Origin of the sequence: Pedobacter sp. Leaf132 (assembly GCF_920984695.1) — a bacterium.
In the GTDB taxonomy this organism is placed as follows: domain Bacteria; phylum Bacteroidota; class Bacteroidia; order Sphingobacteriales; family Sphingobacteriaceae; genus Pedobacter.
The window spans coordinates 64,124-82,611 of the sequence record NZ_CAKLBO010000005.1 but is presented as its reverse complement, the minus strand read 5'-3'; the positions used below and the strand labels follow the sequence as shown (position 1 = coordinate 82,611).

Sequence of the window (18,488 nt, the reverse complement as noted above, 5' to 3'; positions counted from 1 at the left end):
GACTAATTATAGAACATTATAAATATGCAAAATGTAACATTGATAATAAATGTAGCTATTACTGATTTGGATTATGTTGAACAAAACCTACGCCATTTATGCAAATCTCACAATGACATACAAAGACGTATTGTAATTCTAGATAATGCTAAATTTAAAACAGCTATAGATAACCACGTTAACAAAGAGTTAGAAATTTTGATTTCTCTTGCAGAAAAATTAAAAAATGAAAATGTTATAACGGAAATCATTTATAGCAATAATTTTAATTCAAAAAACAAACTTTATAAAAAATATTTAGGTGGTATAATAAATGAAAATGAAGCATATGATTACAGAGGGGCACCTATTTTAGCATACGTAATTGGATTTGAAATCACTCATACAAAATATCTATTACACTATGATGCTGATATGCTAACATATGCTGCAGAACAAAAGTGGGTGAAGTATGCTATAAGTAAAATGGAGAATAATGCTAAATTCTTATGTGCTTCCCCAGCTACTCATCCGGTAATCGAGCAATTTGAAAAAGAAGATGCTGAATTTTGTTGGTTCAGTACAAGATGCTCACTTATCAATTTGTCTGTGTTCAAACAAATAAGACATAACTATCCGATCATGTTTAGAATTGAACTGATTTTAAGAAAACTTTTAAAAAAATCATACCCGAGTGCATTTGAAAGTCTAGTATCTATACTTATGGTTCAACAAAATCTCACAACAATTTATGTAAAATCAAATCCTGCCTATATAATTCATCCAGAAATTAAAAACAAGAAATATCTCCGTCTATTACCACGAATAATAGAATCTATAGAAATAAACCAAATACCTCCGTTGCAAATAGGGAAGGAAAATATTGACGTTGAAGCTTGGAAAAACTACCTAAATTAAAAATAGCATTAATTGCAGATCCAGAATTACCGGTACCACCACTATTATATGGAGGAATAGAACGAATTATTGCCGTGTTAATTGATGGCTATACTAATTTGGGCCATGATGTAACATTATTTGCTCATCCACTTTCTAAAACACCAGCAAAATTATTTGCTTACAAAGGAAAAACAAGTAATGTTGCCAAAGATATTGCTAAGAACATATACATAATTAACAAAGAACTATTTAAAAGTAAGTATGATATTGTGCACAGCTTTGGTAGATTATTGTATTTGTTCCCTCATCTGTCATTAAACATTCCCAAATTAATGAGCTATCAGCGGGAACCAACGATAAGCCAAATTAAAAAAGCTAAAAAATTAGCTAAAAAAAATACTTTAGCTTTTACAGGTTGCAGTACCTACATTAGCAATCAAATTTCACCTTATGCACCTGCCTACCCTATTTTTAATGGCGTAGATTTAAAGATTTATAATTTTAAAACCGTAATTCCAGATGATGCTCCTTTGGTTTTCTTGGGCAGGATAGAACCTATTAAGGGAACTCATATTGCTATAAAAGTTGCTAAAGCCACAAATAGCAAATTAGTTATAGCAGGGAATGTTCCTGTAGAGTATTTTAAATATTTCGAGCAAGAAATTAGGCCTCAACTTACAGACAAAATCACTTATGTTGGACCTGTAAATGATATTCAAAAAAATGAATTACTTGGCTCAGCGTTAGCTCTTTTAATGCCCATAGGATGGAATGAACCTTTTGGCATTGTAATGGCAGAAGCAATGGCCTGCGGTACACCAATAATTGCTTTTAATAAAGGTTCAGTACCTGAAATTATCATTGATGGTTTAAATGGCTTTAGATGTGATAATCTAAACGAAATGATTGAGGCAATTTCCAATTCCTATAAGCTAGATAGAAAGAAGGTGAGAGAAGATGCGGAAAGAAGATTTTCCTCCGACGTAATTATTCAACAATATTTAGATTTATACAGAAAAATGATTGTGCAGGATGTATAAGGGAATACTTGCCAATCCAAATGTTGCGCCACATATCAGGCAGAATGTTCAGGCCTTAGTCGATCATAATATGATTTCTAGGGTATATACAACCTTTTACTATCATAAACAATATCCATTTACAAAATTCCTTAGGATAATATCTAGTAAGATAAATCAAGAAATTAAAAGGAGAAGTCTAGATAAATTCTCTTATGAATTAATAAAAGGTAAGCCATTCTTAGAATTAATACGAACAATTGCTTCGAAAATTACAAATGCTAAAATTACAGATGCTATTTGGAATATTAGTGAACATAGTTTTGATAATTGGGTATCATCACAAATTAATAAAAAAAATGATTTCATTTTCGTTTGCGAACATTCATCGTTAAAAACATTGTTAAAGGCTAAATCAATTCGAATTTTATCATTCTATGAACAGCCAAGTATTCATCACAACACTTTCACTGAAATAATTACCGAACAATCTAAAAAATATCCTCATCTAGTAAATGATGCAGTTAATTTAACCATTGATGAAAAATCTAAAAGTAGAAATCAAAGAAGAGATCAAGAATTGAATATAGCAGATTTCATTATCTGTAATTCTAGCTTCACAAAGAATTCCTTAATATCAGCAGGTATTGAAATAGAAAAAATTATAATGATACCCTTAGGCTTTCCAGAGGTAAAAAATGAAAATAAAAAGAAAAAAAACTCTTTATTTATTTATATGTACGCGGGCAATTTGACTATGGGTAAAGGTATTCATATTTTGATAGATGCTTGGAAAGAAATACAACACCATATAAAAGATGCTGAACTACATTTATATGGCACTTATTTTCTACCAACATCACTAAAAAATGATTTACCAAAAAACATTAAATTTTTTGGTAATGTTCCACATAACGATTTGATTGAAATTTATTGCTCAGCAAACGTCTTTGTTAATCCAACCTTGGCTGATGGGTTTGGAATGGTAACTACAGAAGCCATGTCCTGTGGTCTACCTGTCATTGCATCAAAAAATTCGGCTGGACCAGATATAATTAAGGATAGTGTTGACGGAATTCTTATAAACGCCGGAGACATAGATGAACTAAAAAATAAAATGATTTGGGCGTATGAAAACCAATCACACATTGCAGAAATGGGTTTAAAGGCTATAGAGAAAGCTAAATCATATACTTGGAAAAATTATAGAGATACACTTGCTAAAACAATATATTCCAAATTAAGCAATGATTAAAAAAATTTGCTTAATCACACCTAGTCATATATCTAGTAATCCGAGATTAATTAAAGAAGCAAAAGCATTAGTTAGTCTAAATTACGCTGTGCATATTATATTTGCTCAAACACTTAATTATTTAATAATCGAAGATGAGAAAATATTAAAAAATAATCCAGATCTGACTTATCAAATAATTAGTAATAAGAACATATTTCAAAAAACTCTACTAAAAACCTTAGGTGTAATTTCAAAACATATTGACAAATTTTATTTGATTAATTATCAAGTAAATTATTCATGTAGTTTATTTTTAGATTGCGCAATTAAATTTGATGCGGATATCTACATCGCACATAACCTAGCAGCGCTACCCGTGGCCGTTAATGCCGCAAAAATAAACAAAGCAAAATGCGGCTTTGATGCAGAAGATTTTCATAGAAACGAATTAAGTAATGATCCAAGTATTCATGATGTTAAAATTAAAACCTTTATAGAAGATAAATATTTAAAGCAACTCGATTATATCACTGCTGCTAGCCCACTAATTGCAAAAGCTTATAAAAACATATATCCCAAATTAAAACCAGTTGTGATTAATAATGTATTCGAGCTTATACATCAACCACCAGTTAATTTAAATGAGAATGAAGGCTTAAAATTATTTTGGTTTTCTCAAACTATTGGAAAAAACAGAGGCTTAGAAGATGTAATTGAAGCTATTAATATTATTAATGATGCAAAAATTGAGTTGCATTTATTAGGTAATTTATCAACTGAGGATTTAACCTACTTTAATAGCTTAGCCAAATTCCCTGTAAATTATTATGAGCCAATATCTGGTGATGATATATTTAAATTCGCAGCTAAATTTGATATTGGATTAGCGCTAGAACCCGGATTTTGTTTAAATAATGAAATCGCTTTATCAAACAAATTGTTTACACACCTAATTTCTGGCCTGGCAATTATTGCTTCCAATACCCAGGCGCAACAACAATTTTTAGAAAAAAATGCATTCGTTGGTAGGCTCTATCCTATCGCTAATGTAGCGGAGCTTGCAAAAATTATCATTCAATTTTTAAATAATAAGGATTTATTAAATGATTATAAAAAAAATGCCTATGAACTGGCTAAATCAAAATATAATTGGGAAAGTGAGAGTAAAAAGTTCCTCACTGTTGTTGAACAAACATTAGCTACTTGAAAAAAGTCCTGATTATCTCGCCATATTTTTCTCCAGTAAATGCAGCTGATATGCATAGAGTTAGAACAAGCCTACCCTATTTCGCAGATAACGGTTGGCGAGCGGAAATAGTGACCGTTGACGAACGTTATGTGGATATGGGCAAAGATCCACTCCTATCACATGATATACCTGCAAATATTATAATTCATAAAATAAAAGCTTTATCTAAAAAATGGACAAGTAAATTTGGTTTAGGAAGTATTGCTCTAAGATCATTATGGTTTTATAAAAAGAAGGTAAATCAAATCTTAAAAGCCAGTAAATTTGATTTAATTTATTTTAGCACAACACAGTTTCCAATAATAATATTGGGAGCCTATTGGAAGAGAAAATTTAACATTCCTTTTGTAATAGATATGCAAGATCCCTGGCATTCTGATTACTATAAAGATAAACCTAAAAATGAAAGACCCGCAAAATATTGGTTCTCTTATCGCTTGAATAAATATTTAGAGCCTATTGCCATGAAAAGTGTTGATGGCTTAATTAGTGTATCAGAAGCTTATTTAGATACTTTAATAAAACGTTATCCTTGGTTAAAGGCAATTCCAAAGCAGGTCATTACTTTCGGTGCTTTTCAACCAGATTTTGATTTTGTAAGAGATAACTATCAATTATTTACTAAACCTATTCAAGAGGATGAGGATTCTTTTAACATCGTATACGTAGGCAGAGGCGGACATGACATGAAGGTTGCATTAGTTATGTTATTTTCTGCATTTAAAATAGGGTTAAACAAAATGCCTGAACTTTTTGAAAAAATTCGATTCCAATTTATCGGTACCAGTTATGCACCAAAGGGCGAGGGAATCAAAACGATAGAAGCACTTGCACATGAGCTAGGATTAGCAGCGTATGTTTATGAACAAACCGATAGAATTCCATATTATCAAAATATTTACACTTTAGAAAATGCCGATGCTTTGTTAATAGTTGGTTCTAATGATCCTCAATATACTGCCTCAAAGATTTATCCTTATATTTTGGCTAACAAACCACTACTTTCTTTCTTTCATTCTAAGAGCAGCGCAGCTGAAATTATTAAAGATTGCAATGCAGGCGTAGTCATTCCATTATCGGATAAACAAGAGCATTCTTCAATTGAAACCGCCTATCAAACGCTTAAAGATTTTGCTAGCTTTCAATACAAACATCAAACAAATTGGAGTAATTTCGAACCTCAGAGGGCAAAAGATACGACTTACCTGCAATGTGAATTATTTAATAAAGTGACCGGTTGAAAAATTATCTTTTCAGATTCATCCTTCGAAGAAAACTATTCAAAGGTCAGTTCCGAATATTTTCATGGTTGTATGCAAACAAATTTTTAAGGGTAGTATCGAGAACAACTAAACCAATCATTGGTAATTTTAATATAATTGTAAACACAAAAAACTACATAGATGCTTGCATTTATTACATGGGCGACTATGAGACTTATTTAAAAACTCAATTTAATAATTTAATAAAGCAAGGCGACATCGTTTTAGATGTTGGTGCTAACATTGGTTTTCATACAATGTACTTTGCAGAGTTGGTGGGCAAACAGGGGAAAGTATTCGCCTTTGAACCAATCCCTATTAATTACCATGCACTTCAAGAAAATTTGAAGCTAAACGAATTCTCTCAAATTATCACCGTAAACAAAGCTTTAGGAGATATCAACTCATCTTTAAACATTCATATCGATGAGAATAAAACTAACCCGGGTGCATTTAACCTCTTAGAATCAGGAATAAAAAACACTGTTATTGAATGTGTTAGGGGTGATGATTTTTTAAAAACGAATGGAATTGACAAAGTAGATTTTATAAAAATTGACGTGGAAGGATATGAATTAGAGGTTCTGAAAGGATTGATGGAATCCATTAAAAGCATGATGCCCATCATCATTTTTGAATATGATGATTTATACCAATCGAAGTTAAATGCCAATTCAAAAAGCATCTTACATTTTTTAATAGGTCTTAATTATGGCTTATACAAAATAGATGGTTATGGAAAAAGGTCTGATTTAAACATCGATGAAGCTTTATCTAGTTTAGAAGTTTTGGCTATTCCAAATAAGAACTAATTTTGAAAAATCTAGCCATTATCACAACCCACCCCATTCAATATTATGCACCAGCGTTTAAACTCTTGGCAAAACAATGTAATCTAAAAGTTTTTTATACGCTTGGTTCAGAGACTGAAAATGGCTTGTTCGATAGTGGATTTAATCGAACCATAAAATGGGATATAGATTTACTTGATGGATACCAGTATGAGTTTTTGGAGAATACGGCTAAACAGCCAGGAACACATCACTACAGTGGAATAAAGAATCCTCAAATTATACAAAAGATAAATACTTTCAACGCAGATGCACTATTAGTTTATGGCTGGGCATATCATAGCCATCTAAAAGTTTTGCGATATTTTAAAGTAAAAGTTCCGGTATGGTTTAGGGGTGATAGTCATTTATTGGACGCAAAACCTTTATGGAAAAATTTAGCTAGAAAAGTTTTATTAACATGGGTTTACAGCCATGTCGACAAGGTATTTTACGTAGGCAAAGCAAATAAGGCCTATTATAAAGAATTTGGACTAAAGGAAGAGCAACTCGTACTTGCGCCCCATGCTATAGACAATGAAAGATTCTCTGTAGATAGAAAAGAGGAGGTCAATCTTCTCAGAAAAAGCTTAGCCCTAAATGACGACGATATATTAATTCTATTTGCCGGAAAATTTGAAAGAAAGAAAAATCCGGAATTGTTACTGCAGGCTTTTTTAAATTTGAGGATTGATAATGCTCATTTGTTCTTTGTAGGTAATGGGGAATTGGAAGAAAAGTTGAAAGCGGAGAAGGCCCATCGATACGCTCAGGATGACCATTATACAACTGTTCATTTTATGGATTTTCAGAATCAGAGTTATATGCCAGTGGTTTATCAGGCTTGTGATTTATTTTGCTTACCCTCGCAAGGGCCTAATGAAACCTGGGGTTTGGCCGTAAATGAAGCTATGGCTGCCGGGAAAGCTATTTTGGTATCAGATAAGGTGGGTTGCGCTACAGATTTAATTGAACCGAAAAAGACCGGTGATATTTTTCAATCTGCAAATCATTCAGATTTTATATCTAAATTATCGGCCTTGGTAAGTAACAAAACTCAACTTAAACAAATGGGCCTGCAAAGCAAAGGAAAAATTAAAGATTGGAATTTCGAACAGCAAATCAATCAAATACTAAGCGTACTTCATGCAATCTAATAAGCTATTACATTATTTAACCCTGTACATCCCCTTTATTGTTGCTTATGCATTTAGCAAGAATGCCCACATTTCATACTTAATCGCCTGGCTAGGCTCTTTCTTCATCTTTATTATCTGCTACAAAGAGGTGATTAAAAAATTACCTTCAGATTTACCTGTAATAGAACAATTGCTCAGACCGGTTTTTTTTATGCAGATTGTTTTTGCCGGTTATATGAGTTGCACATCCATATTCTATTATTTAAATACGCTGGGCTATGAATATATTACCTATGTTGGCAATAAAAATCTATTACCGTTTAATATTTACGAATCTATCGCTAACTGTCAGCGGTTGTACGTTTTAGGTCACGCAGCATTAGTAAATGGCATTTTGGTTGCAATGCGTTATCCCTTAAAACAGCATTATCGGATTTACACAAATTCTATGAGTAACCTGCTTTTAGGTATTTCATTTTTTTGTTTGCCTCTAGGATATTTAACAGGAAAAGTTGGAGGACTAAACCAGTTCAGCGTTCAATTGAGCAGTTTAAGTTTTGTAGCCGGCACCATTGCATTGGCATTTGCAATACGCGAACGTAAACGTGTTAACTTGTGGGCCTCCGCAATATTATTTGCAATGAATATGTTTGCAGCGCTATCCTCGGGTTTTAAAGAGCCTGTAATCATAACCACTTTATTATTGGGCGTGTTCCTTTTACCCGTTTATGGCCGTAAAATTATTCCACTTTTTGGAGCAATACTAATTGCATTATTTTTTGTTTTACCAACATTTATCGGAAACTTCAGACAAATGGTTGCAGAAGGTACTGATGTTGCAACTGCAAGAAACAAAAGCATTGATAACATTATTAATAATGATAATTTAATTGATGAGCTTCAAGATGATAACTGGGCGTTTTTGGTTGGGCGGCTTTCTGAAATTGATATGTTTATCAGATACACAAATTCGACGCCCTATTTTATGCCTTATTACAAAACAGAACTGGCAGAAAACGCATTGAAAATGATTGTTCCAAGATTTTTTTGGCCGGCAAAGCCAGATGTTGAGCAGTTGGTTATGACTCGGGTTTACAATGCAGGAGTTGTAGATCGTATATCGCTTGTATCTGCAAAACCTGCATATATTGTAGATTGCTACCTATCTTATGGTAAAATCGGTATTTTAATTGGCCTATTTCTGTATGGTTTTATTGCTCAAAAAATTTCACAAATTTCTGAAATCTGGTTTGGTGGCTATTTTATGGGAACAGCAGTTATGTTTGCAGGCTTATTTCAAATTTTATGGCGTGGAAATAGTTTTGAATTTCTAATAAGTGCTATGTTCTGGAGTTTTATAACCTTAATCATTCTGCAGGCTATCTTAAAAGCCAGAGGTATTTTAGTAAGAATATAAATTGAAAATCATTCACATTACACCTTCATACAAACCTGCTTATGTTTATGGCGGACCGATTGTGTCGGTAGCGAAATTATGTGAAGCATTGGTGAACTGCAAAACGCAAGAAGTGGAAAGCTTGGAGTTACAAGTAGAGGGCGGAGCGCAATACGTAGAAAGCTTGAGGCAAAAAATTGAGCTTAAAGTTTATACTACTACAGCAAATGGAAAAACTGAGTTGGATGTTGACATTGAAACGCCAATATTGGCAGATGGTGTATTGGTTACATATTTTAAAAGATGGACAAAGGATCATAGTCATTTCTCGCCTGGCTTGTTGTGGGGATTGAGAAAAGTGATTCGACAAGCTCAGCATGACAACTTAATTATACATATTCATGCCTGGTGGAATTTGGTTTCTGTATTGAGTTGTTTAATTGCTAAATGGTATAAAATTCCTGTGGTATTATCTCCCAGAGGGATGCTTACTCGTTACACGCTAAACAACAAAAGTTCGATTTCAAAGAAGTTATTACATAGATTAATCGGTTTAAAATTGCTAAAATATTGCCATGTTCATGTAACCAGCGAACAGGAGATAAGAGATGTGCTTCAGATTGTTCAGCCAAAGAGCAATATGGTTATCGCCAATCTGGTAGATGTGCAAAAGATAGTAGTAAAAGGTGAGGATAGAGTGTCAGGTAATAAGTATCAGGTATCAAGTTTGGAAGAACAGGTAGCAGAGGAAAGCGAAAAAATTGTAGCTGAACAGAAGGTTAATACTTCTGTATTCAAACTGTTGTTCTTATCCCGAATAGAAGAAAAAAAAGGTTTAGAACTTTTATTTGATGCACTTGCGACAACTGAATTTGATTATTACCTTACAATTGCCGGTACTGGTGATGAGGATTATGTTAAAAGCTTAAAGAAAAAAGCGAAAAGCTTGAAGTTGGCTGAACGTGTTGAATGGATTGGTCAGGTGAGCAACGATAAGAAGTTTTCTATAATGGCTCATCATGATTTATTAGTACTTCCCTCCTACAATGAAAATTTTGCCAATGTAGTTATCGAAAGTTTGAGCGTTGGTACCTCCGTTTTGCTGAGTGAAAAGGTTGGGTTGGCAGATTATGTAGAAGCCAATAAACTTGGATGGATTTGCAACTTAAATCCGGAAGATATCGCGGTTAAGCTAAGTGAATCTTATCAGCATCATTCAAAAAGAGAAAATATTCGCGTTATTGCACCAGTAGTAATCAGAAAAGATTTTAATGATCAGCTTTTGGTTGGAAAGTATTTGGAATTTTATGAAAGTGTTCTTCGACTACGCTCAGAATGACAAATTAGGAAGGTAACAACTAATTGTAGTTCTTTCGACAAGCTCAAGATGACAATTCTAAAAGGTGAAAACTTAATTATAAATTCTTCGACTCTCTCCATGAGAAAGTTAGCGATACCTCGACAAGCCCGAAATAGCAGAATAGAAAGTGAAAACTAAAATATACATAAGTGAATAGAAATTTTAGTTTTATCATTTTAACTTTTAATGAAGAGATTCATTTGCCGAGGCTGTTGAATTCCATTATAGCGTTAGGTGCTCAAATTTATATTCTGGATAGCGGAAGCACAGACAATACGGTTCAAATTGCTAATGATTATAAGGCTGAGGTTAAAACCAATGCATTTAATAATCATCCACAACAGTGGGATTTTGCGCTCAAAAACTTTGAAATAACAACGCCCTGGATTATCGGGCTAGATGCAGACCAAATTGTAAGCGAAGCATTATTTCAGCAGCTTAAGGATTTTCGAAATGAAAATTACGAAGGCATTAATGGAATCTACTTCAACAGAAAAAATTATTTCCAGGGCAAATGGATAAGGTTTGGAGGCTACTACCCTTTTTATTTATTGAAAATGTTTAGAACAGGAATCGGCTATTCTGATTTAAATGAAAATATGGATCATCGATTTATCGCATCTGGGAAAACCATTGTTTGGAAAAAAGGCTATCTTTTGGAAGATAATTTAAAAGAGCATGATCTCAGTTTCTGGTTAAAAAAACATGAACGATATAGCGATTTGATTGCTATTGAAGAAGCTGAACGCATGCAAAATATTAGAAACCAGACCAGTAAACCATCGTTATTTGGAAATCCGGATGAAAAAAGAGCATGGTTAAAAAATATTTGGTGGAGATTGCCCTTAGGTTTCCGCCCGTATTTATACTTTTGCTACCGTATATTATTTAAGCTTGGTTTCTTAGATGGTATTAGCGGCATAAGATTTCATTATTTGCAAGGATTTTGGTTTAGAGCAAAAGTTGATAAGAAAATAAAAGCAATAAAAAACCCGGTATTTAAGAATATTAAGCCAGAAATTTAAGAAGCGTAATCACGATATGAACGAAGCAGAACTAAAAGAAGCGAAAAAACAGGCCGATAAAAAAGCCATAAAATTCATCCTATCCTTATTTATCTTATACATATTATTTAGTCAAGGCAATTTATTTATGAACAGTGTAATGAGCCCTGGAGGAAGGTATTATAATGCTTCGATAGCTGAGCATTTTAATTACATTCAAGGGTTAAAAAATGCATTAATAATTCCTGCCGTTTGGATAATCAAGCTGTTTGGTTTCTATGCGATTCATAATGATATGGATGTAATGGTTGTAAATGGTCCATTGCTGCGTATAAATTATTCGTGTTTGGGGCTAGGCGTTATGAGTTTTCTGGCAGCCTTTGTACTATCCTTTCCAGCGAGCTGGAAAGAAACTTTTAAGATGTTAGTTATTGGCATCATTACCGTTTATATTTTAAACATTCTTCGTATCGCCGGTTTAGGTTTGCTATTCGGTTATTTCCAAAGTCAGCGGAATTATTTCGAATACCATCACGAAATTTTTAATGTAATTGTTTACATCATTATTTTTGTTATTGTTTTCTTTTGGATAAGAAAGAACACAAAAACCAATAAGCTACAGGCCACTAATATTAGTAAAAAAGCCAACGATACTTTAGCAAATCAAGCTTAATTTAGGATGTACATTTTAGGCATTAACGCATATCATGGCGATTCTTCAGCCTGCATTTACAAAAATGGGCTTATCATTGCAGCATCAGAAGAAGAACGTTTTACCCGTATAAAGCATTGGGCAGGTTTCCCCATTTTAGCTATAAAATTTTGTTTAGCAGAAGCAGGAATTGATATTAGAAAGATTGATCATATTGCCATTTCCAGAGACCCAAAAGCAAACTTTAGCAAAAAAGTTTTAACCGCAGTTAAAAACCGGTTAAGCCTAAAAAATATAGTCGACAGGATGCGTAATCTGCAAAAGGCTAAAAGTATCCAGGACGAATTCATTAATCATTTTGAGCTTAAACCAAATGAATTAAAAGCGCAAATACACAACGTAGAGCACCATCGTTCACATTTAGCGAGTGCATTTTTTGCATCGCCATATAGCGAATCTGCCATTTTAAGTATTGATGGTTTTGGAGATTTTACAAGTACAATGACTGCCATTGGAAAAGAAAACAAAATCGAGCTAATCGACACCGTTAGCTATCCACATTCTTTGGGATTATTTTACACAGCTTTAACCCAATACCTCGGCTTCCCACATTACGGTGATGAATATAAAATTATGGGATTGGCGCCTTACGGTGAAACTAAATACGAGGCGGAGCTTCAACAGCTGGTTCGTTTAAAACCTAAAGGCTTGTTCGAACTCGATTTAAGTTATTTTAAACACACTAAAAAAGGTGTACAAATGGTGTGGGAGAACGGCGTTCCGGCTATGGAAGCTGTTTTTTCAGAAAAGCTATGCAAATTGCTTGGTGAGGCAAGAAAGCATGATGAACCGCTTAACCAGAAACATAAAGATATCGCGGCAAGCGTTCAAAAAGTTGCAGAAAATGTTTTGTTCCATGTTTTAAACCACTTACAGGAATCTACCGGATTAACATCGATTTGTATTGCCGGTGGCGTTGCGCAAAACTCTGTAGCAAATGGTAAAATTAAAAACTTTACTAATTTTATACAGGTGTATATTCCTCCTGCAGGGCATGATGCAGGTACAGCAATTGGTGCTGCCTTATGGGTTTACAACCAAACTTTAGGTTTTGAGCGAACAGAACCTATGGCACATGGCTACTTGGGTAGCCATTATTCAAACGCCTACATAGAAAACCTGTTAAAGCAACAAAACATCGAATATCTTAAACCCTCAGAAGATGAATTTTTTGCATCAGTTTGCGATTGTTTAACAAAAGATGGCGTAGTTGGATGGTTTCAAGGCCGAGCAGAATTTGGTCCAAGGGCATTGGGTAACCGTTCCATTTTGGCCGACCCGAGAAATAAATCGGCCAAGGAAATTCTAAATAGTAAAATAAAACGCCGGGAATCTTTCAGACCATTTGCACCTTCTATCTTAAAAGAATTCGTATCCGATTACTTCGAGGCAAGTGATGATGTGCCTTTTATGGAAAAGGTTTTTAAGATAAAACCAGAGAAACAACCCGAGATTCCGGCGGTTACGCACCTTGATGGCACCGGCAGATTGCAGTCTGTTACAGCGGAGCACAATCCAAAATACCATAAACTTATCAGTCGTTTTTATGAGCAAACCGGAACTCCAATTTTGTTAAATACCTCATTTAATGAAAATGAACCAATCGTGAATTCTCCACAGGAAGCTTTAGATTGTTTTTTAAGAACAAAAATGGATATGCTGGTATTGGGGGATATTATCATTACAAGATAAATTTATTTTTAAGATTTGAGTCAAAATACATTCATTACCATAGAAACCAGGGCTGAACTTGAGGCAACGTTAAGACTAACTTTTATAAATCTGTTGTACACAACTGACTTTTTTTACTGCAAAACATTCATCAATAAATAATAGCGTATTTCCTTGTTCTTTTGATGGAATTTGGAATGCTAGAAATAAAGCCTCAACTATTAGATGAACATTATCGAATTGTTCGAAAAAACGGCGATGTTCGGGTTTCTCGAGATTAAGTAGTATGGCATACTTAAAGTGTTGTGAAAAATCTTTTATTAATGTAGTTTTTCCTACCTGTCTTGCACCCCTGACTATTAAAGGTTTCCTGAGGCTATTTTGCTTCTATTTCATTAAATCCTTCGTAATTGCCCGTGTAAACGCCATACCAACTGTAATAAAGTCAACCCATATTTAATTTAATGCCGTAACAAAGTCAACCCAAACGTAGATTCTTCCAATAAGCGACGGCCTTATCATGATATATTATTTTAGATGGAAGCTGACCTTTCGAAAAAAAGTCCAAACTAAAATTGAACGAAATTTACAATAATGGTTTCAGGCTATAAGTCGTCGCTATTGGAGTTAGAAGGGGTTTATTTAATTTATTAATAATGAATGATTTATGGATTTATAGAAAACAATTAATTTTTATTTTCCATATCAAAATGTGTGTCTCGCTAGCGAAAGAGACTTGTAGGACTTTTGTATTATGATTTTTCAGCAGGCATTTATTGATTGGGAACATAGGTCTAATTGCTAACGCTTGTCCTCCAACTACGGCATCGGTCAAGGCTGTAAGCTGATTCATCTTTTTATTTTTACTTCGGGTTCCAGTTCTGGCTGATTTTTATCAACAGGTGCAGAAAAACTCAGCGGGGAGTTTTGAGGGATAGCAATCTCTGGAAAAATTTTTTCGTTTTTCACTGGTTGCATATGCTCATCATAAAGATTCAAAATCTTAAACTCCGGGTCAGCCGACAGATACACGGACACCGTTTTGCCATCCAATACCATTTTTAGTGAGATTAAATTCCCGAAAAGCAGTGCCTTGATGGCCGCTTCCCGTTTATCTGAATCCTGCAAATCTGCGAAAGGGTATCTATTAAAGGTTTTTTCCAAATCAAATCCATATTCTGGAAAAAATAATTTCATTGGATGTTCACCATCTTTATTGGTAACCTTTAAATCGAGTTTATGCCATACGGGTACTTTTTTATTCTTATTCTCTTGCAAATCGTTGAGATCCAGGACGAAAATATCCTTGCGAAAACTCTGTCCGCAAAGAAGCTTATAGGCTTGAAGGGCAGAAATCCGGTTTCTACTATCCAGTTCAAAGCGCTTTTGAATTGGCTCGGTAGCATTGTATCTTGTTAGTTTTGCTTCCATGGCATTCAGAAAATATGCATCCCCTGTTTTTGATCTGTTGAAACGAAGTTCAAAATGCATCTGATCAACCCCTCTATTGGGATCTGATTTGAATTCCGAGGGAATGTAACGCTGGTTAAAACCGATAGAGAAGGAAATATCCTGCTTTCTGATTGCCTCATGCAATACCTGGTTTAAATGGGTACCAAAACCAAGGTAATCCAATGATTTTTTCAAATATTCATAATTATTTTCATCCATGACTTTTAATTTATTGTTAACTAAGCTTATCTTCCAACTTTTCTCATAGTAGATTCTACCGGTAATTCAGGCATTCCAAATTCGCGTTGCCTTGACACTTTCACCCCTTCCATCTCTGCAAGTGCTGAATTAAAGGCTGGCGTTAGGTGGTCTTTCTGATCTACATTTTCACTCAGTGATCTGATGCCTCGGAGCAGTAGGTAACTAATGCCGCCATCGATCAAAACCGATAGCACTAATGCCTTTCGGTCAGAAATTATCCCTTTAGGTTCACTTGCCCTGTGCTGGATTTTAGTTCCGTCAGCAAGTTCGAGCAAATTTCCCCGTTTGAAAGCCGACTTGTCTTCTTCGCTAAGCAGCATACCATTTATCCGATCTGGCGCCTGAACTTTCGAAACATCATAACCCACAAAATCTTTGGTTAGCTTATCATATTCTACATTAAACATAGTAGCCCTACCTTCTTCACGTTCAACCGCTCTGGAAACAAATGATTTAGCGCCTGAAATTAGTGCCTTCATTTCATCCTCTTTAAGCAAGGGATGAGCCCTTGGTTTTTTATAAATCGGATGAATAAGTAACTCTACTTCACCAGTAGGTCCGCGCTGAAGTGAAAGTCTGGCATCCAGCCTTTCAATCGTAAAATCTTTTCCTTTGAGCTCATGCAGAGAAACCAGGGTAGTTCTTCGGCCGGAAAGCAGGGTGCTTAAATCTTCTGGTTCTAACAGCAGCTGCCCGTCCTGGTATATACCTAGAGCCTCAAGCTGACTTACTGGAAGTTCACTAATATTAAACTGGGTTTTCATAGTTCATCGTTTTAAGTTTTGAAAGATATTGTACTCCGGAGCCGCTTTTGCTGGCGGTATTATCAAAGACACACCCGAAGACTGGCTTAGCTTTTCAGCCAGTAGGGCTGCGTAAAGCGGGTCGGCGCTGGAAAGCGAAAATTGAATACCTGATGGCATTTGAGACATGCGCAGCCGGCCCTGCTTTAAGTGCCCTTCGACTTTATAGATATTATCATTATATAGAATTTCATCCCCTGTGGATAGGAATTTCAACTGTTTTTCAGGCGCTATGGGCAGCTCCGGAGTAGCGGAAGTCTCAAGCACCCTTTTCCTTTCAATCGCCATTAAAAAATCAAATATTTTTTCAGCATCAGCCGCAGCCGAATGGATCTCCATCGGCGTATCGGTCAATATCGATACCCAGCTATCTACATAAGATGCGTGCTGAGCAGGGTCATGGCCAATACCCACCTCCGCGCCAATAATCATGGAAGCAATCTCTGCCCGGAGTTCCTCTTTTGCATAAGGTATCATACCGCTGGTCATCAGCGATGCGCGGTCCAGCCTGGATGGATGACCTGTCCAGTGCGCAAGCTCATGCAGGGCTGTTGCATAATAATTATCTGCTGAGGAGAACTTACTGCGTTCAGGTAAAGTAATGTTATCATAACGAACATCATAAAAGGCCGCATCGATATGCCGGTGGCTGATGTCTGCTCCAGATGCCGAAATCAGAGCTTCGGCTCTGCCAAGTGGATCCCATTGATTCTCTGATGGTTCAATCCTTTTAAGTGCCGGTAGACCGCTAACCTGCTGGGCGTTAAATACCCATGCAGAGCAGACTAAGGGTCTGTCCAGCGGAAGCTTTTGGATGAGCGGCTGGCCTAAATCATCGAAGAGTATTTTGCCTTTATCATCACGAAGTGATTTTTGCTGATGGGTTTTAACATACTGAATTAAGGTGCCCTTTTCTCCACGATTAATGGTTGCATCAATCGATTCGGCCTGCTTAAAAGTAAGCCACCTGGGATCCTCATATCCTTTTAAAAGCAGATTCATCACATTGATGCCCCGGTAGCGGTTCGAGGAAATGACATTATAGGGCAGTTCGAATCCTGCCAAATCTCCCCCTTTCCATGGCTTTTGCCAGGGGGCCGTACCTTTCTGCAGCTGCTCGATTAACAGGTCAGCCACCTGTTGGTGTAACGGGATATTTTTAGTAATCATCTTCTTCCCCTTCCTCTTCGATGGGCAGTTCATCCGAAACGTCTGTCCCGTATTCCTGCGCTTGTTTTTCAGAGAGCACCACTCGGCCATTTTGAGCCAGCAATACCAGCATCGCAGCCAGCGAAAGGTTATCGGTTTGGGTTGTAGTTTTTTCCATGTAAGTTTTAATATTAATAGCCAGCAGGGCATTTATCACTGCCAGCGGGTTTACGAATTTTTCTGAAATTTTTATGCTAAGGTGTAAATGAGGGCCGGTGGAACGGCCGGTGTTGCCGGAAAGCCCGAGCACTGCGCCGGCAGAAATCCACTCCCCTTTTTTCAATGCCACAAATGACAAGTGACCGTAGATACCCTGTAGATTGCCATTGGTTATCTTGACGTATTTTCCAATGATTTCATTTTCTCCTAATTCTGTAACCAGACCAGAAAAGATGCTGAAAACAGGTTCATAGCGGGCAGACAGATCTATTCCAGAGTGGAATTTATGCATCTTTAATGTTGGATGAAGCCTGATGCTATATGCACTGGTTATTTTAAAACTTCCAAGCGGGAGGGAAAACTGAGCAGTGACAAAACCATAATCGAAAACTAAAAAGAGCGTGAATAAAAGGCAACTGATGCGGGCATTCATCTTGAATGCGATTGAGGCTGCAGAGCGACATTGATTTCCAGACGGGCGCTGAGTTTATCAGTTGCCAGATCAATTGCGGTAGGCGATGACTTCAAAAGCTGGCAGGCCTGGATTTGTGAAGAAGAATCGCCTCTGTCCTGAAGCATGTTGACCTGAAAGAGCAGCTTATAATCTTCAAGGGGAATTTTATCTGCACGAGAGAGCAGCAAAGTGTAAAGCTCGGATTTATCTTTTAAAATGAGTACTTCTTTAGCCGGGAAGCTACTATTGTTCAAATCAGCAAAAGTAATTCTGGCAAAAAGCAGACTCTCATCAACCGAGCTGATTACACCAATGCGCATGAGCGATAAATATTCATCAATACGGTCTTTGACCATAGCGATGTTGCCAATTAAATTTTCCATAATGTTGTG

18 protein-coding genes are annotated in these 18,488 nt (G+C 35.7%); 12 read left to right on the top strand and 6 right to left on the bottom strand.

Annotation, left to right across the window (positions count from 1 at the left end):
• Positions 1 to 24: 24 nt before the first annotated feature.
• From LUA86_RS11115 to LUA86_RS11060, 12 genes are all read left to right on the top strand, one after another.
• Positions 25 to 897, top strand: a complete 873-nt coding sequence (locus LUA86_RS11115; RefSeq protein ID WP_231461806.1) for a hypothetical protein — start codon at positions 25 to 27, stop codon at positions 895 to 897.
• A complete protein-coding gene (locus LUA86_RS11110) occupies positions 876 to 1,919 on the top strand; it encodes a glycosyltransferase family 4 protein (protein ID WP_231461804.1) in 1,044 nt (347 codons plus the stop codon). The genes LUA86_RS11115 and LUA86_RS11110 overlap by 22 nt, the downstream gene beginning before the upstream one ends.
• Positions 1,912 to 3,153, top strand: coding sequence for a glycosyltransferase family 4 protein (locus LUA86_RS11105; RefSeq protein ID WP_231461802.1), 1,242 nt, complete (start codon positions 1,912 to 1,914; stop codon positions 3,151 to 3,153). The genes LUA86_RS11110 and LUA86_RS11105 overlap by 8 nt, the downstream gene beginning before the upstream one ends.
• On the top strand, positions 3,146 to 4,342 hold the full coding sequence (locus tag LUA86_RS11100; protein ID WP_231461799.1) for a hypothetical protein: 1,197 nt from the start codon (positions 3,146 to 3,148) through the stop codon (positions 4,340 to 4,342). Before LUA86_RS11105 ends, LUA86_RS11100 begins: the two co-directional genes overlap by 8 nt.
• On the top strand, positions 4,339 to 5,625 hold the full coding sequence (locus LUA86_RS11095) for a glycosyltransferase (RefSeq protein ID WP_231461797.1): 1,287 nt from the start codon (positions 4,339 to 4,341) through the stop codon (positions 5,623 to 5,625). Before LUA86_RS11100 ends, LUA86_RS11095 begins: the two co-directional genes overlap by 4 nt.
• Before the next feature lie 68 nt (positions 5,626 to 5,693).
• Positions 5,694 to 6,458 (top strand): FkbM family methyltransferase, encoded by a 765-nt coding sequence (locus LUA86_RS11090; protein ID WP_231461788.1) that lies wholly within the window; start codon positions 5,694 to 5,696, stop codon positions 6,456 to 6,458.
• A gap of 65 nt (positions 6,459 to 6,523) precedes the next feature.
• On the top strand, positions 6,524 to 7,633 hold the full coding sequence (locus LUA86_RS11085) for a glycosyltransferase family 4 protein (protein ID WP_231461786.1): 1,110 nt from the start codon (positions 6,524 to 6,526) through the stop codon (positions 7,631 to 7,633).
• Complete coding sequence (locus LUA86_RS11080; protein ID WP_231461784.1) at positions 7,623 to 9,032, top strand: exosortase Y-associated Wzy-like protein; 1,410 nt, start codon at positions 7,623 to 7,625, stop codon at positions 9,030 to 9,032. The genes LUA86_RS11085 and LUA86_RS11080 overlap by 11 nt, the downstream gene beginning before the upstream one ends.
• Before the next feature lies 1 nt (position 9,033).
• A complete protein-coding gene (locus LUA86_RS11075; protein WP_231461782.1) occupies positions 9,034 to 10,350 on the top strand; it encodes an XrtY-associated glycosyltransferase XYAG1 in 1,317 nt (438 codons plus the stop codon).
• A 170-nt stretch (positions 10,351 to 10,520) separates the two neighbouring features.
• Positions 10,521 to 11,396 carry a glycosyltransferase family 2 protein gene (locus LUA86_RS11070; protein WP_231461780.1) on the top strand — a complete coding sequence of 292 codons (876 nt, stop codon included), beginning with the start codon at positions 10,521 to 10,523 and terminating at the stop codon, positions 11,394 to 11,396.
• A 16-nt stretch (positions 11,397 to 11,412) separates the two neighbouring features.
• Complete coding sequence (gene xrtY / locus LUA86_RS11065) at positions 11,413 to 12,048, top strand: exosortase Y (protein WP_231461779.1); 636 nt, start codon at positions 11,413 to 11,415, stop codon at positions 12,046 to 12,048.
• Positions 12,049 to 12,054: 6 nt separating this feature from the next.
• Positions 12,055 to 13,779, top strand: coding sequence for a carbamoyltransferase C-terminal domain-containing protein (locus LUA86_RS11060; RefSeq protein ID WP_231461777.1), 1,725 nt, complete (start codon positions 12,055 to 12,057; stop codon positions 13,777 to 13,779).
• A gap of 75 nt (positions 13,780 to 13,854) precedes the next feature.
• On the opposite strand, the gene LUA86_RS19340 is transcribed toward LUA86_RS11060, so the two are convergent.
• The 6 genes from LUA86_RS19340 to LUA86_RS11035 form a co-directional block, all read right to left on the bottom strand.
• Positions 13,855 to 14,118 (bottom strand): AAA family ATPase, encoded by a 264-nt coding sequence (locus tag LUA86_RS19340; RefSeq protein ID WP_370634371.1) that lies wholly within the window; start codon positions 14,116 to 14,118, stop codon positions 13,855 to 13,857.
• 489 nt (positions 14,119 to 14,607) lie between these two features.
• Complete coding sequence (locus LUA86_RS11055; protein ID WP_231461775.1) at positions 14,608 to 15,429, bottom strand: hypothetical protein; 822 nt, start codon at positions 15,427 to 15,429, stop codon at positions 14,608 to 14,610.
• A 26-nt stretch (positions 15,430 to 15,455) separates the two neighbouring features.
• A complete protein-coding gene (locus LUA86_RS11050; protein ID WP_231461773.1) occupies positions 15,456 to 16,235 on the bottom strand; it encodes a DUF4099 domain-containing protein in 780 nt (259 codons plus the stop codon).
• A 3-nt stretch (positions 16,236 to 16,238) separates the two neighbouring features.
• Positions 16,239 to 17,444: an ArdC family protein gene (locus LUA86_RS11045; protein ID WP_231461771.1), complete on the bottom strand. Its 1,206-nt coding sequence runs from the start codon at positions 17,442 to 17,444 to the stop codon at positions 16,239 to 16,241.
• Positions 17,434 to 18,075, bottom strand: coding sequence for a M23 family metallopeptidase (locus LUA86_RS11040; RefSeq protein ID WP_231461763.1), 642 nt, complete (start codon positions 18,073 to 18,075; stop codon positions 17,434 to 17,436). Before LUA86_RS11040 ends, LUA86_RS11045 begins: the two co-directional genes overlap by 11 nt.
• On the bottom strand, positions 18,072 to 18,479 hold the full coding sequence (locus LUA86_RS11035) for a hypothetical protein (protein ID WP_231461762.1): 408 nt from the start codon (positions 18,477 to 18,479) through the stop codon (positions 18,072 to 18,074). The genes LUA86_RS11040 and LUA86_RS11035 overlap by 4 nt, the downstream gene beginning before the upstream one ends.
• Positions 18,480 to 18,488 lie beyond the last annotated feature (9 nt).